This window comes from Paraburkholderia unamae (genome assembly GCF_003268775.1).
Classification (GTDB): domain Bacteria; phylum Pseudomonadota; class Gammaproteobacteria; order Burkholderiales; family Burkholderiaceae; genus Paraburkholderia; species Paraburkholderia unamae.
In genome coordinates, this window is the sequence record NZ_QLSU01000005.1 from 20,287 (window position 1) to 34,152 (window position 13,866).

General features: G+C 62.0%; 10 protein-coding genes and 1 pseudogene. 5 read left to right on the forward strand and 6 right to left on the reverse strand.

What is annotated here, in order from left to right; translation table 11 throughout:
* Positions 1-12: 12 nt before the first annotated feature.
* Positions 13-1,266: a DUF3734 domain-containing protein gene (locus C7401_RS09560; protein WP_112171155.1), complete on the reverse strand. Its 1,254-nt coding sequence runs from the start codon at positions 1,264-1,266 to the stop codon at positions 13-15.
* 29 nt (positions 1,267-1,295) lie between these two features.
* Complete coding sequence (locus tag C7401_RS09565; RefSeq protein ID WP_112171156.1) at positions 1,296-2,099, reverse strand: 3-hydroxybutyrate dehydrogenase; 804 nt, start codon at positions 2,097-2,099, stop codon at positions 1,296-1,298.
* A gap of 279 nt (positions 2,100-2,378) precedes the next feature.
* Between C7401_RS09565 and C7401_RS09570 the strand changes: the two genes are divergently transcribed.
* Together C7401_RS09570 and C7401_RS09575 are read left to right on the forward strand one after the other, a co-directional pair.
* Positions 2,379-3,350, forward strand: a complete 972-nt coding sequence (locus C7401_RS09570) for a potassium channel beta subunit family protein (protein ID WP_112171157.1) — start codon at positions 2,379-2,381, stop codon at positions 3,348-3,350.
* A gap of 194 nt (positions 3,351-3,544) precedes the next feature.
* On the forward strand, positions 3,545-4,390 hold the full coding sequence (locus tag C7401_RS09575; protein ID WP_112171158.1) for a 23S rRNA (adenine(2030)-N(6))-methyltransferase RlmJ: 846 nt from the start codon (positions 3,545-3,547) through the stop codon (positions 4,388-4,390).
* A gap of 46 nt (positions 4,391-4,436) precedes the next feature.
* On the opposite strand, the gene C7401_RS09580 is transcribed toward C7401_RS09575, so the two are convergent.
* The 3 genes from C7401_RS09580 to cueR all read right to left on the reverse strand — a co-directional run bounded on the left by C7401_RS09580 (position 4,437) and on the right by cueR (position 5,875).
* Positions 4,437-4,733: a hypothetical protein gene (locus tag C7401_RS09580; protein WP_258396961.1), complete on the reverse strand. Its 297-nt coding sequence runs from the start codon at positions 4,731-4,733 to the stop codon at positions 4,437-4,439.
* A gap of 274 nt (positions 4,734-5,007) precedes the next feature.
* A complete protein-coding gene (locus C7401_RS09585) occupies positions 5,008-5,157 on the reverse strand; it encodes a DUF3563 family protein (protein ID WP_112171160.1) in 150 nt (49 codons plus the stop codon).
* 292 nt (positions 5,158-5,449) lie between these two features.
* Positions 5,450-5,875 (reverse strand): Cu(I)-responsive transcriptional regulator, encoded by a 426-nt coding sequence (gene cueR / locus C7401_RS09590; protein ID WP_112171457.1) that lies wholly within the window; start codon positions 5,873-5,875, stop codon positions 5,450-5,452.
* A 162-nt stretch (positions 5,876-6,037) separates the two neighbouring features.
* On the opposite strand from cueR, the gene C7401_RS09595 reads away from it, so the two are divergent.
* The gene (locus tag C7401_RS09595) at positions 6,038-6,244 is read left to right on the forward strand and encodes a heavy-metal-associated domain-containing protein (protein WP_112171161.1); all 207 of its coding nucleotides are present in this window, start codon (positions 6,038-6,040) and stop codon (positions 6,242-6,244) included.
* Between the two features lie 11 nt (positions 6,245-6,255).
* Entirely contained in the window at positions 6,256-7,185 is a 930-nt protein-coding gene (locus C7401_RS09600) for a dTDP-4-dehydrorhamnose reductase family protein (RefSeq protein ID WP_112171162.1), read from the forward strand.
* Positions 7,186-7,199: 14 nt separating this feature from the next.
* On the opposite strand, the pseudogene C7401_RS09605 reads toward C7401_RS09600, so the two are convergent.
* Positions 7,200-9,344 (reverse strand): annotated as a pseudogene (locus tag C7401_RS09605) (error-prone DNA polymerase); the annotation flags it as partial.
* A gap of 1,821 nt (positions 9,345-11,165) precedes the next feature.
* On the opposite strand from C7401_RS09605, the gene C7401_RS09610 reads away from it, so the two are divergent.
* Entirely contained in the window at positions 11,166-13,637 is a 2,472-nt protein-coding gene (locus tag C7401_RS09610; protein WP_112171163.1) for a VPA1269 family protein, read from the forward strand.
* The last annotated feature ends 229 nt before the right edge of the window (positions 13,638-13,866 follow it).

Sequence of the window (13,866 nt, forward strand, 5' to 3'; positions counted from 1 at the left end):
CTCAACAAGCTCTCAACCGCCGTGGCCGCGCATGTCGCGATGGATGTCGTGCGTGACGAAGCCCGAATCGTTGTCGGGCTTGTCGAGCCAGCCCGGTTGTGCGAGCGAGGCGCGAATGTCCTGCAAGCCGCTTGTCCAGTGCTCGCGCATGGTCGAAATGCCGAACTGGTAGTCCTTGAAGTGCCCCTCGTACTCCTTGTGCCGGTAGATGAGGTGGATCACGTTGTACTTCCTGGAGCACGAAAGCTCGTCCGCCAGCGCGACCCAGGGATCGTTGGCGTGCTCGGGCGCGATGCGATCGAGAACTTCGCGCAAGACGTGACGATAGCGCTGCGAACGTTGCAGGATATCGGTCACGAGACGCGTACGGCTCGAATACTGGATATCCTTCATGCGGCCCTGCACGTCGACAATGTTGTCGGGCACCGGCCCGCGCGCGCTCCAGAGATCGACCTGGAACGCCAGCGTGTCACGTCGCGGCGTGGTCTGGATCACTTCGTAGAGCGGCGTGTTTGACATCAGGCCGCCGTCCCAGTAATACTCGCCGTCGATTTCCACGGCCGCGAAACCCGGCGGCAACGAGCCCGATGCGATGAAATGCTCGGGCCGCAGCCGCGTGGTCGTGTTGTCGAAATACACGAAGTTGCCGCTGCCCACGTTGACCGCCCCCACCGACACCCGCGTTTCGCCTGAATTGATACGGTCGAAGTCGCACAGGCGCTCGAGCGTCGCCTTCAGGGGTTTCGTGTCGTAGTAGCTCGCTTTTTCCGGATGCCCTGAAGCATTGGGCAACGGCGGCGGAAAGCGCGGCACGAAAAATCCCTTCTGCCCCTCCACGATCGCGCCCGCCGCCTGCATGGCCGTAAAGGTCTTGCGCACGGAAGCGTTCGCATTGAAGAGCGCGTGCTCGATGAAAGGCGGCAGCGGCGGGCTGTAGGCAGGCTGGCAGATCGTTTCCCAGAATTCGCGCAAACGCGCCACGCGATGCTCGGGCGCATTGCCCGCAATGAGCGCAGTATTGAGCGCGCCGATGGAAATGCCGGCGATCCAGTTGGGCGAAATGCCGGCCTCGAACAGCCCCTCGTACACGCCCGCCTGATACGCGCCGAGCGCGCCACCGCCCTGGAGCGTAAGCGCGACCGTTTCCCACTGCTGCGATTCGCTGCCGCAGTGGGTCACGTGCGGACGCGCCGCCGCGCCGCCATGCACCGCAGTCTCCTCCCCCACGGCAGCCGACTGGGCCTGCCCCTTCTTGCGTTGCGCCATAACCGCGCCTCCTCCATCCAATGCGTGTTTTATTGCATGAACCAGCCGTGGCTCACAACGAAGGACTGACCCGTGAACGCAGCCGAGGGGAAGGCCGAAAGGAACAACACCGTTTGCGCGACGTCCTCGACGGTCGTGAACACGCCGTCCACCGTGCCGCCCAGCATGACGCGCTTGACGACTTCTTCCTCGCTGATGCCGAGTTCCTTCGCCTGTTCGGGAATCTGCTTTTCCACGAGCGGCGTGCGCACGAAACCCGGACACACCACATGCGAGCGCACGTTGTGCTTGCCGCCTTCCTTCGCGAGCACGCGCGCGAGACCGAGCAGCGCGTGCTTGGCCGCGACGTAGGCCGACTTCAGCGGCGAAGCTTCGTGCGAATGCACCGAGCCCATGTAGATCACGACGCCGCCGCGATCGTCCTTGTACATGTGCTTGAGCGCGGCCTTGGTGGTGAGGAAGGCGCCGTCGACGTGGATAGCCTGCATCTTCTTCCAGTCGGAGAACGCGTAGCTTTCGATCGGATTGACGATCTGGATGCCCGCGTTCGACACGAGGATGTCCACCGAACCCAGTTCGGCCGCCACGCGGTCGATGCCCTGGTTCACCGCGTCTTCATTGGTGACGTCCATGGCCACGCCGATGGCCTTGCCGCCCGCGCCCTTGATTTCCTCGGCTACGGCGTCGGCGCCGCTCTGGTTGAGGTCGGCGATCGCGACGGCGGCGCCCGCCTGCGCGAGCGTGAGCGCGATCTGCTTGCCGATGCCGCTGGCCGCACCGGTGACGACTGCAACCTTGCCATCGAGTTTCGTATTCAGAGAGAGAGACGACATCGGACACCTCCAGGTTGTTGAACAGTGTGAAACCCCGGCTCGCGCGCCGTCAAACCTGACGAATGGCTTATGCCATCCGGCCGGATGTTGCGTCGCGGCCAACGCGGCTATTGTGCATGAAGCGGCTTGCGTGAAGCATCGAGGAGGACAAGCAAAACTGAATTTCGCCGCGCCGTTGCCGCACTGCAAGGCGCCGCGCGTAGCGCATGCCCGCCCGGCGCAAATGGCGAACTCGTGCTAGCTTTGCGAACTCAATACCGCACTGGAGGAGAAGCGTTCATGAACTACCGGCGACTGGGCCGCTCAGGCCTGCAAGTTAGCGAACTGTCCATCGGCTCGTGGGTCACCTACGGCAATCAGGTCGACGCGAAACTCGCGCGCGAATCGCTCGCGGCGGCGCGCGACGCGGGCGTCAACTTCTTCGACAACGCCGAGGTCTACGCGGGCGGCAAGTCGGAAGAGCTGATGGGGCAGGCGCTCAAGGAACTCGCGTGGCCGCGCGTGAGCTATGTCGTTTCGACCAAGTTCTTCTGGGGCTTGAGCGAAGCGCCCAACCAGTATCACACGCTCAACCGCAAGTACCTCATGAACGCCATCGACGGCTCGCTCAAGCGCTTGCAGCTCGATTATGTCGATCTCGTGTTCTGCCACCGCCCGGACCCGAACACGCCGGTCGAGGAAACCGTGTGGGCGATGAGCGACATGATCTCGCGCGGCAAGGCGCTCTACTGGGGCACCTCGGAATGGAGCGCCGACGAGATTCGCGCCGCATGGGAAATCGCGGAACGCCACCATCTTCACAAGCCTGTCATGGAACAGCCGCAGTACAACCTGTTCCACCGCCAGCGCGTGGAAGACGAATACCGGCGGCTTTATGAGGACATCGGCCTTGGCCTCACCACGTGGAGCCCGCTCGCTTCGGGGCTGCTCACCGGCAAATACCGCGGCGGTGTGCCCACCGGCAGCCGCGCGGAACTACAAGGCTACGACTGGCTGCGCAAGAATGTCACGGACCCTGACAAGAACGCGATCGTCGGCAAGCTCGCCGACTTCGCGAAACAGCTCGACTGTTCCGTGGGACAACTCGCGCTTGCGTGGATCCTGAAGAATCCGAACGTGAGCACGGTCATCACCGGCGCCTCGCGCGTGGAGCAGATCGGCGAGAACATGAAGGCGCGCGAAGTGGCGGAAAAGATCACGCCGGACGTGAAGGCGCAGATCGAGGCGATCGTCGGCGACGCTTACGACTGACGCAGCGACTGACGCAACGGCCGGACGAAACGGCTGACGCAGTGGCCGGCAGGCCGTGCGCGCACGGCGGGGGCGGCTTGCGGTGGCGTACAATACGCGACCTCGCGCGACCTCGCGGCGCGCCGCCGCTGCTGTCTTATTGTTTTCATCGCGCTTTCACCGCATTCTCACCGGACCCTGCGTCCCGCCCCATCATGCTGAGCTACCGTCACGCCTTTCACGCCGGCAATCATGCCGACGTCCTCAAGCACGCCGTCGTCGTGCAACTGCTGCATTACCTCGGCAAGAAGGACAAGGCGTACTGGTACATCGACACCCACGCGGGCGCAGGCGCGTATGCACTGCGCGAAGGCTACGCCACGAAGAACGCCGAGTTCAATACCGGCATCGGCAAACTGTGGGGCCGCGACGACCTGCCCTCCGCGCTTGCGGACTATGTCGACGAAGTGGCGGCCCTGAACCCCGACGGCGAATTGCGCTTCTATCCCGGCTCGCCCTATCTCGCGTGGCGGCTCATGCGCGAACAGGACCGCATGCGGCTGTTCGAGCTGCACAGCACGGAAATCGACGTGCTGCGCCACCGCTTTCACGACGCGGGCCGCCGCGTGATGATCTACGCGGGCGACGGCTTCGACGGCATCAAGACGCTGCTGCCCCCGCCGCCGCGCCGCGCGCTCGTGCTGATCGACCCCTCCTTCGAGGACAAGCGCGACTACGCGCGCACGCTCACGTGCGTCGAGGAAAGTCTCAAGCGCTTCGCCACGGGCACCTATGCGGTCTGGTATCCGCAGGTCACGCGGCCCGAGTCGAAGCGCTTCCCGGAGCAGCTCAAGCGGCTACAGGAGAAGAACTGGCTGCACGTCACGCTTTCGGTCAGGAACCCGCCCGAAGACGGCTTCGGCCTGTACGGCAGCGGCATGTTCATCCTGAACCCGCCCTTCACGCTTCAGGCGGCGATGAAAGAAGCGCTGCCGTGGCTCGTGAAAACGCTCGGCGAGGACGCCGGCGCGCAATTTCGCATCGAATCGCGCGGCGACTGAGCCGCGCGCTGCGCTAGCCGGGCCGAGCCCGGCGCGCCCGGCGTCATTACTGCGCGGGCAGCGGTTGCGGGCGTGGCGGCGAAGGCCGATGCGGGGGCCGCGGCGGACGAGGCGGCGGATTCGTCCGCCCGCCCCCGCCGCCGGGCACTTCCACGTACGGCGCGACGATATACGGTTGCGACGAATCCGGCGCAATGCCGGCCGGCTGCACTGCCTGCACCATCGGCTCGTGCGAGAGCGGCGCGTTTTGCAGCACGAGCCCCGACTGGCCGTCGCTGATGCCCCGTTGCGTATCCAGCACGAGCGGCTGCCCCGCGAGCGCGCTGGCGCTCGCCCACGCCATGACGGCGCCAATCAGCCCGGCGCGCGCAACAGAAACAACAGAAAAACGCGGCGCGCGATGCGACGGGTGGGAATTGTGGTCCTGCACCATGTGCTGCCCCCGAAAGAAAGCGACTCCATTGCTATGACGGCTTGTCGCAAAAAGACTTTACCTTACCCCAGTGGCAAGGCTCAGACTCTCTTCCATCGACGGCGCAGAAATGACAAAGCCCCGCCAATGCGGGGCTTGATAGCTGCCGTTTGAACCGGCTTACAACGTAGCCAGCAAATCTGGCTTACAGCGAGTTGTAGCCGTTCGATTCGATCGAACGGATGCGCTGTTCGAGTTGCACGATATCGGACGACGAAGCGAGATACGCTTCGCGGCGGCGACGTTCGGCAGTTTCAAACCAGTTGCTCAGCTTTTCAAGAAGGTACGCAAACATGATGGTGTGCTCCAAGGATTCGGCGATCCCCGGTGGATTTGCATCAGGGATAACCCTAGTAAGGGAATACCCGCATTATAACGGTTGCACCGGGATTGGCTAGTGAATTGCACGAATGCCGTGCATTCCAATCTGGAATGACACCGAGATACGAATCGGCAACATCATGTTTTATCGACACATTTTCAAGCAGATTCACGGGCGTTCGGCGTTAGCTGCCCGCAAAAGCACCAATTCGGTGCGCAAGCGCTGCGAGGTTGCGTCAATTTGCCCACGGCGGTTGCACCTGCAATCAGTGCGAATGGGCGCACTCAGGGCAGTCCAGCGCCGCGGCGTCGGCGAGGCCTTCGATGATCGGGCAGTCGGGCCGGTCGTCGCCCTGGCAGTGCGCGGCCAGATGCGAGAGCGTGTCGCGCATCTGGGTCAGCTCGGCGATACGCTGGTCGAGTTCGGCCACGTGCTCGAGCGCAATCGACTTGACCTCGGCGCTTGCGCGCGAGCGGTCGTGCCAAAGCGCGAGCAGGCGCCGGATGTCGTCGACCAGAAAGCCCAGACGGCGCGCCTGACGGATGAAGCGCAGCGAATGCACTTCCTCCTGACCGTAGACGCGGTAGCCGGCGTCCGTACGCCCCTTGGGCGCCAGCAATCCGACACTTTCGTAGTAGCGAATCATTTTCGCCGTGACGCCCGATTCCTTTGCCGCTTCGCCAATGTTCACGCTGCTCTCCCACTGTTTGATCGTTGATCCGATCGATTCCTTGATCGTACACCTTCCCATGATGGGAAGGTCCAGCGCGACAACCGGCCCCCGCTGGCATAATCCGGCGGCGGCCTCATATCCAGTCGTACCCCGCCTCACTCTCTGAAAAAGGAAGACACGATGATCCAGTTCAACGTCGAAGGCATGAGCTGCCAGCACTGCGTAGGCGCCGTCACGCGCGCGATCCACGAACACGACGCGCAGGCCAAAGTCGAGATCGATCTGGCCTCGGGCCGCGTGAAGGTCGAATCGAACCAGAGCGCCGAAGTCCTGAAGTCCGCGATCGACGAAGCCGGCTACACCGTGGTCGGCACGGCCAGCGCCTGACGGAGCGCGCCATGTTCAAGGTCGCCGTGATTGGCGCGTCGGGTCTGCTCGGGCGCGCCGTCGTTCGCGAACTCGCCGCCGCAACGCCCTGGCAGGTCGTGCCCACCGCGTTCCGCCACGGCGGCCCGCAGCAAACCGTGCTCGACGTGCGCGACGCGCAGGCCGTGAACGCATTCGTCGAGCGCGAGGCGCCCGACGCCATCGTGCTGGCGGCGGCCGAGCGCCGTCCCGATATTTGCGAGCATGACCCGGCGGCCGCGCGCGCGCTCAACGTGGACGCGGTGCGCAGCATCGCCACGGCGGCTCGGCGGCGCGGCGCCTGGGTGCTCTCGATCTCCACCGATTATGTGTTCGACGGCACGCAAGCGCCCTACCGCGCCGACGACACGCCGAACCCGCTCAACGCGTACGGCCACAGCAAGCTCGAAGGCGAGCGCGCCCTCATCGAGGCGAGCGATAACGCGCTCGTGCTGCGTCTGCCCCTGTTGTACGGGCCGATCGTCGGCTGGCACGAGTCGGCGGTCACGAGCCTCGTGCCGGCCATCGTCGCCTCGGCGCAGCCCGGCGCGCAGGCCGCGCCGATGGACGCATGGGCCACGCGCTACCCCACTTTCACGCCCGACGTGGCGTTCGTGATTCGCGAGCTGCTGCTGCGCTGCGCGGACGGTGAACCCGTGCGCGGCGTCGCGCAATGGTCCGGAGACGAGCCGATGACGAAGCACGACATTGCCGTGCAACTCGCGCAGGCGCTCGGCGTCGAGGCGCGGCTCCTCGCGCAGCCCACGCCCACGGACACCACGCCCCGCCCGCGCGACTGCCACCTCGATTCCGGCCGTCTCGAAGCGCTGGGCATGGGCCGCCGCACGCCGTTCGACGTGGCGATTCGCGCGGTACTCGACGCCTTCATGCAGAATCCGCAGAACGGCGAGCCAAACGCGTAGCGGCGGGCCGCGCTTCAGTGAAAATTCCGGCTCTCGGTGGCGAGCCGGCCAAGTAGACGGCTGTGATCCTCCAGCCGTTGCGCGACGAGGTGCACCACCTCGCCCTCGCGCTGCACCACGCCCGCCACCGCCAGCAGCGACGACCCAAGCAACTCCTTGCGTTGCGACTCGACGAGCGCCGCATGCACGATCACGTTGATGGAACCCGTCTCGTCTTCGAGTGAAACGAAGATCGTGCCCTTCGCCGTGCCGGGCCGCTGCCGCACCGTGACGATGCCGCACACGCGCGCGAGCGTGCCGTGCCGGCTATGCGCGAGCTGCGCCGCCGTGCGAAAGCGCTGCTTCGCGAGACCTTGCCGCAGCAGTTCGAGCGGATGCCGGTTCAGCGTGAGGCGCAGGCTCGCATAATCGGCGACGATCTCCGCGCCTTCGGACGCACGCGGCAACGCGAGCGGCGCCTCGGCCACGGGCGCGTCGCGCAGCAGCGCCGGCACCGCATGCTGCGCGGTCACGGCCCACCACGCCTCGCGCCGGTGGCCCGCGATGCTCGCGAGCGCATTCGACGCCGCCAGCGCCTCCAGCTCACGCCGCGTGAGCGCCGCGCGGCGCGCGAGATCGTCGACGTCGGTGAACGGGGCCTCGGCGCGCGCCTGCATCACGCGGCGTGCCGCATCCTCCGAAAAACCTTTGATCAGGCTGAAGCCGAGCCGCACCGCCGGGCCGCGACGCCCATAGCGATGCGCCGGCAAGGCGATGCGAAAGCGCCGCGCGCAGCGCACGTGTGCGAGGTGACGGCCAAGGCGGCGCGCGAGTTCCGGCCGGTAATCCGGTAACGCGGCGCGCAGCCGTTGCGGGCGCAGCGCGGCATCGGCGTGCGCCGTGGCAGCGTCGAGCCGCTCGCCGGGCCGGTGGCGCCGCTCCAGCACCGACTCCCAGTCGCTCAGCGCGATATCGGGCGCTCGCACCTGCACGCCGTGGCGCTTCGCGTCCTGCACGAGCTGCGAAGGCGAATAGAAGCCGAGCGGCTGACTGTTCAGCAGTCCTGCCAGAAATGCCGCGGGCTCGTAGCGCTTGAGCCACGAACTCGTGTAGACGAGCAGCGCGAAACTCGCCGCATGACTCTCCGGAAAGCCATAGTCGCCGAAGCCCTCGATCTGCTTGCAGATGCGATCGGCGAACTCCTGCGAGTAGCCTTTCGCGCGCATGCGCTTCGTGAGATCGGCCTGATACGGCCGCAGGTCGCCGTCGCGCCGCCATGCGGCCATCGCGCGGCGCAGCTTGTCGGCTTCCTCGCCGGTGTAGTCGGCGGCGACCATCGCGAGATGCATCACCTGCTCCTGGAAGATCGGCACGCCGAGCGTGCGCTCCAGCACCGGACGCAACTCCTCCTTCGCGTATTCGACCTTTTCCTCGCCATGCCGGCGTTTCAGGTACGGATGCACCATGTCGCCCTGAATCGGCCCCGGCCGCACGATCGCCACCTGAATCACGAGATCGTAGTATTCGCGCGGCCTCAAACGCGGCAGCATGCTCTGCTGCGCGCGCGACTCGATCTGGAACACGCCGACCGTGTCCGCGTGGCAGCACATCTCGTAGACGGCCTTGTCTTCGCGCGGAACGTCCTGCACGCGAAACTGCGGCAAACCGCGCCGAAGCGCGACGAATTCGAGCGAGCGCCGGATCGCCGAGAGCATGCCGAGCGCGAGCACATCCACTTTCAGGAGGCGCAGCGCGTCGATGTCGTCCTTGTCCCACTCGATCACGTAGCGGTCCTTCATCGCCGCGTTCTCGATCGGCACGAGGCGCGAAAGCTTGTCGCGCGCGATCACGAAACCGCCCACGTGCTGCGAGAGATGGCGCGGAAAGCCGCGCAACTCGCGCGTGAGGCGGATGAGCTGCTGCGTGACGTGCGAGTCGGGCGAGAAACCCGCCTCCTCCAGATGGCGCGCGATCGAATCGGGGCCGTCCCACCACTGATGCGCGCCCGAAAGCTTCTCGACGAGCGTGTTGTCGAGCCCGAGCGCCTTGCCCACATCGCGCAGCGCGCTGCGCGAGCGATAGGTGATGAGCGTCGCGGCCAGCGCGGCGCGGCGCGTGCCGTACTTGCGATAGATGTACTGGATGACTTCCTCGCGGCGCTGATGCTCGAAATCGACGTCGTTATGATATCCCTCGATATCCTCCCGATATCGGGATTTTTAAAATGGGGCAAGCCCGCGAAGCGGGCGCGCCAGTCTCAAGTGTGGTCAACTTCGGAACCGGCCAAAAAGCCGGCTGTACACAGGCTTGACCTGTGTACAGCGAAGTTGTCCACACGGGGTGAACCTACGGTTTTTCGTCAATCACTTAAAAAACGCTTGTGCGTTTTTCTTGTATCTACGTTGCGGGAATCCTATCGTGTACTGATACTACTGATAGCGAGCGAGGCTCCCGTGGCCCACCAGCGGTTCTGGTCGATCAAGTATGTATGGACGGTCGAGTTCCCCAATACGAAATTTCCGCTCGTTTTCTTGAACGGCTCTCCCGGCTTTCTAATTAATCAATGGGTCGCGTTCTTACTGAACGCGGGCATTAAGCAATCACTTTTTGATGAAATGCTTCGGGCCGTCCTCGGACTTTTCGAATACTGCCTCGCGAAGTTCGGCGACCGACCGCTCTCGGAAAGCGAATCCGTCGATCTAGTGATTGGCTTCCTAGCGGCAAAACAGAAAGGCACTGATCGACCAGAAGCGGAAATGGGCCTCGGCCTTGATTGGAGGCCGGTTGGTTATAAGACCGTGCAACGCTACATTTCTGCGTTAAGAGAGTTTGACAAGTTCCAGGTTACGTTTCACGGAGCGTCTCCGTTGCTTCAAGTCGAGGCCCGCCTTTTAAGCAACTGGGAGAAGTACGCCGAATTCCAGCGGCGGACCAAATTTGATCTTCTTCTTCACTTATTCCCGGGGCGGAAGCACGATAAAACGGTAGTCGTTCCAGTTGCTCCAGACGCACATGGCGGCAAGAAGCGGAGAGACTTCCTGTCCCCGAAGTCGTTCCCTCTCGATCGGTTCGTTGATCTCGTGGAGTCGACTCCGAACCCGCGGGACAAGATGCTGTTTTTGCAGCTTTTTGGACTGGGGATGCGAGAGTCCGAGCCACTTCATTTATTTCTCGCTGACGTTATGGGTACGAGTCCGCTCGGTGAAGCTCGTATCCGGCTTGATGATCCCGAGACCGGAGAGTGGCGCTGGGAGGACAGCAAGGGGCATCGCCATCATGCCACTCGCGCTGCCTACCTTGAAAAAGAGTGGAAGAACACCGTCTTCCGTGCCTCGCTCCCAGACCTATATTGCCTGCGCCCCCGCAACAAGTATCGTGGGCACGGTGGAATGCGCGTCGGCTTCAAAGGGATGACATTCCACGATAGCCCTGGAGCTACCACCGAAATGTTTGGCTATGAGGCGCATTGGATCGATCCACGCATCGGAATCTATTTTCGAAAATGCCTCAACGAGTATCTCCGCGAGAACTTCTACGGCAAGCCGAAGAAGTGGCCGTTTCATCCATGGCTCTACATCCAGCTTGACCGAAACACGTTTGGGATGCCGCTGACGATACCGGCGTTGAAGAAGGTGTGGGATCGGGCCATACAGCGTCTTGGCCTTGAGCATCTTTCTCTTGGACCGCATTCGTTGCGTCACCTCGCGGGTTATTACTGCGCGACAGTTTTAAGGCTTTCCAAGGACATGACCCAGGTACTTCTGCGTCACGCCCGGCTGACAAGCACAGAGGATTACTACCACTTGTCGCCCTCTGAGGTACGACGGCAGATTATCAAGGGCGTTTCCGGAGTTGAGCTTCCTGAAACAAGGCTGACTCTCGATGTTCCCGCACATTGGACCTCTTAGCGAAGCCTGGAGCCCACGATGCGAAGTAGCGGTAACGAATCGCCGGCAGGCAGCGACACAAACGGGCTTGCGCATCCTGGATGGCAAAGCTTCATGCGTATTCTCGACGAGACCAGTGCATCCGGAAAAAAGCACCAACGCGCGCAAGTTCAAAGCCTACTTGGCTGGTGCGAAGAACGCGGTATAGGTTCACCCGACGAGATCAGGGCTTCCGACATTCTCGACCCCTGCGCGCCGGATCGCGATGATACTTTCAATGCGTGGCTTTGGGCGCGCATTAGAGAGGGAAGTCTCAAGGAAGGGACCGCGTCTATCTACTGGAACACCGCTTCGCGCGCTTTTTCCCTTGTAGTCAATTCTCTCAAGCTCTCAGCCGATACTGCACTGCCCCTTGCGGAAAATCCCTTCGAACCGCACCAAAACCCGTTTCGATGCTTATTTGGAAGCCCAACTTCGAAGAACCGCCTGCCGGAAACGTTACAAGAAGCGCTATTGAACGTTTTGCTTGATCCTGGCCCAGACGGTGTACCGACCTACGCGTGGATTAAATCATATTTCAAACAGGACTGGTTTTATCCTCAGATCGACGGTAAGACACTCGCGGAGAAAGTCTGGTGTCCCTCTCGCGCCAACGCTCTCGCGCTGCTACTGATGCTTCCTCTACGTGTGAAGCAGGTTAGATGGCTGGATCGCGGCCTGTTCGACACGGAGGTCTGGAGCGTCGACCAACGTTGCTATGTTCCAAATGAGCACCCACTTAAGAATTGGAGATACAAGGACGGAACTTCCCATCTGGAACGATTCGGAAGACCATCTGGCGTGCTGCAGAATCTCTCCGACCTGCTCGTCAAGAGCGCCCAGTTGGGGCTGTTCATCAATACCTCCAAGGTACCGATGTGGTCGCCAGAGAGCAGACGAGGTTACGACATGGCATGGCCATATATCGAGCCAGCACACATTACGCAAGTTGGCAAAGACGTCGCACTCTGGCTGAACCGCCCGTACTCCATCATCTTCGAGCAAATCCGCTGGATGAATCGATACGCTCCTAACCCTCGTCCTGTGAGCTTCGCTGATACGTGGGAGGACCGGAGCCAAGTGAATGAAAGGTACTTCGATCAACTTCCGTGTTTCACCCCTCTTTTCGCCGACTTATCGGCAATGAGAGACGTCGAAGACGCGTCCGGAAACGGGTTTCATATACCAGTCTCAAGGGATCTGATTGGGAAGGCTTTCTCGGCGCTATCTCTTGAGACAGAGCGACGGTACGCGCTCGAAGATCGACATGTTGTGCTCACCAAACCGAGCACCTCGAGCAGAGCGGTTAATGGGCGGCTTCACGCGTATGAGCTCCACGGGCTAAGGGTCGCGGGAATCTCGAGGCTCATCGAATCGGGCGTCCCGGTTAGTGTCGTTCAGGAATATATCTCGGACCACGCGACCGCCGTGATGATGTTCCACTATAAACGGGCTGATCGACAAACGCTCAAGTCAACGATCATCGCTTCACTTCAGCGGAAGCAGAACGTTCATCGCTGGCGCGAACAGCGCGAGAGGCTTTCCACTCGTCCCGAAGTGTGGTCCTGCAATTATCATCAGAAAGAGCATCGCGGAAACGGGTTGCTCGACACGTACATTGGCTGGATCTTCGTCCCTGGCGGCATCTGCCCGGTTTGTGGCGCGCTTTGCGAAGTTGGTCATGTAAACAAGTCATCAGATCCCGACCAGTCAACGGAGCATTATTCTCCGGTTGAGGGAGGTTGCGGTAACTGCAGATTTTTCAGCACTGGGCCTGCGTTTATCGTTGATCAGGCACTCGCAATGAACGAGTTGATGCTCGAACTTCGGATGCACGCCCGCAGCCGTCGGGCACTCGTACAGGCACGTTCGGAGATTTCATGGGACGACGTCCCCGGCCTGAGAGAGGATGAGCGGCGTGAACTTGCCATTGCGAAGGAGCGCTTACAGGACGAGATCGCGGCTATTGACCGACTGTGTGAACCGACGATACTGGAATGGGTCAATCGCTATCGTATGTTCTCTGACTCGATGGAACAACTCAGTTATTCGAACGACACGGGTTCGGCTATCGAAGAAGAATCACTCGCCAAGACCCGTTTAGTGTCCTCTGGCTCGAGCGATGACATTCAGCATGAGATAGAAATCAAACTTGAGGAAGCCGGGGAGTTCGCGCTGGCGCTAAACATCCTGGATGCCGCAACCATTCACGGCGGCCTTGAACACGCATCTTCTCTATCAAAGGACGTTTGCTGTGACTTCATGGAACGAATCCTTCGCGCGGAGGGATCGCGATCGCTTCTAATGGATATCCGTGATCCTCGCGCACGCGCCGAAGCGGCTCACGCTCTAGCGACGATGGCTGAAAGCATGGTCGGAGGACGTGCCGTGCAAGAAGCGATTGACCGCCGCGGCCCTCTTCCTTTCGACCGAAAGCAGCAGCGCGCATTCTTACAACTCGCATCAGAGATCGTTTCCCGATCGCCTTCGCCCGAAGGCTCGCTGGTCCCATCCACTGACCGTTTCATAGAGGGGAACAAGAATTGAGATCGAACGAAACAGCCGAGGCAATTTACATGAGGCTGTTCGAGCAGGTCGGCCCCAAGGCTCGATCGAGCCTTGAACGGATAAAGAAGGCGTGCGACCAAATCGAGCTAGCCAAAGGGACAATGAACTACAGCCGCGTTGCAGCAGTGGCCACGGAACAATTTGGAGGACCTCGGCCCCAAACGATACAGAACAATAGCGAGCTTAAGCTGTATATCGCCGCGCGAAT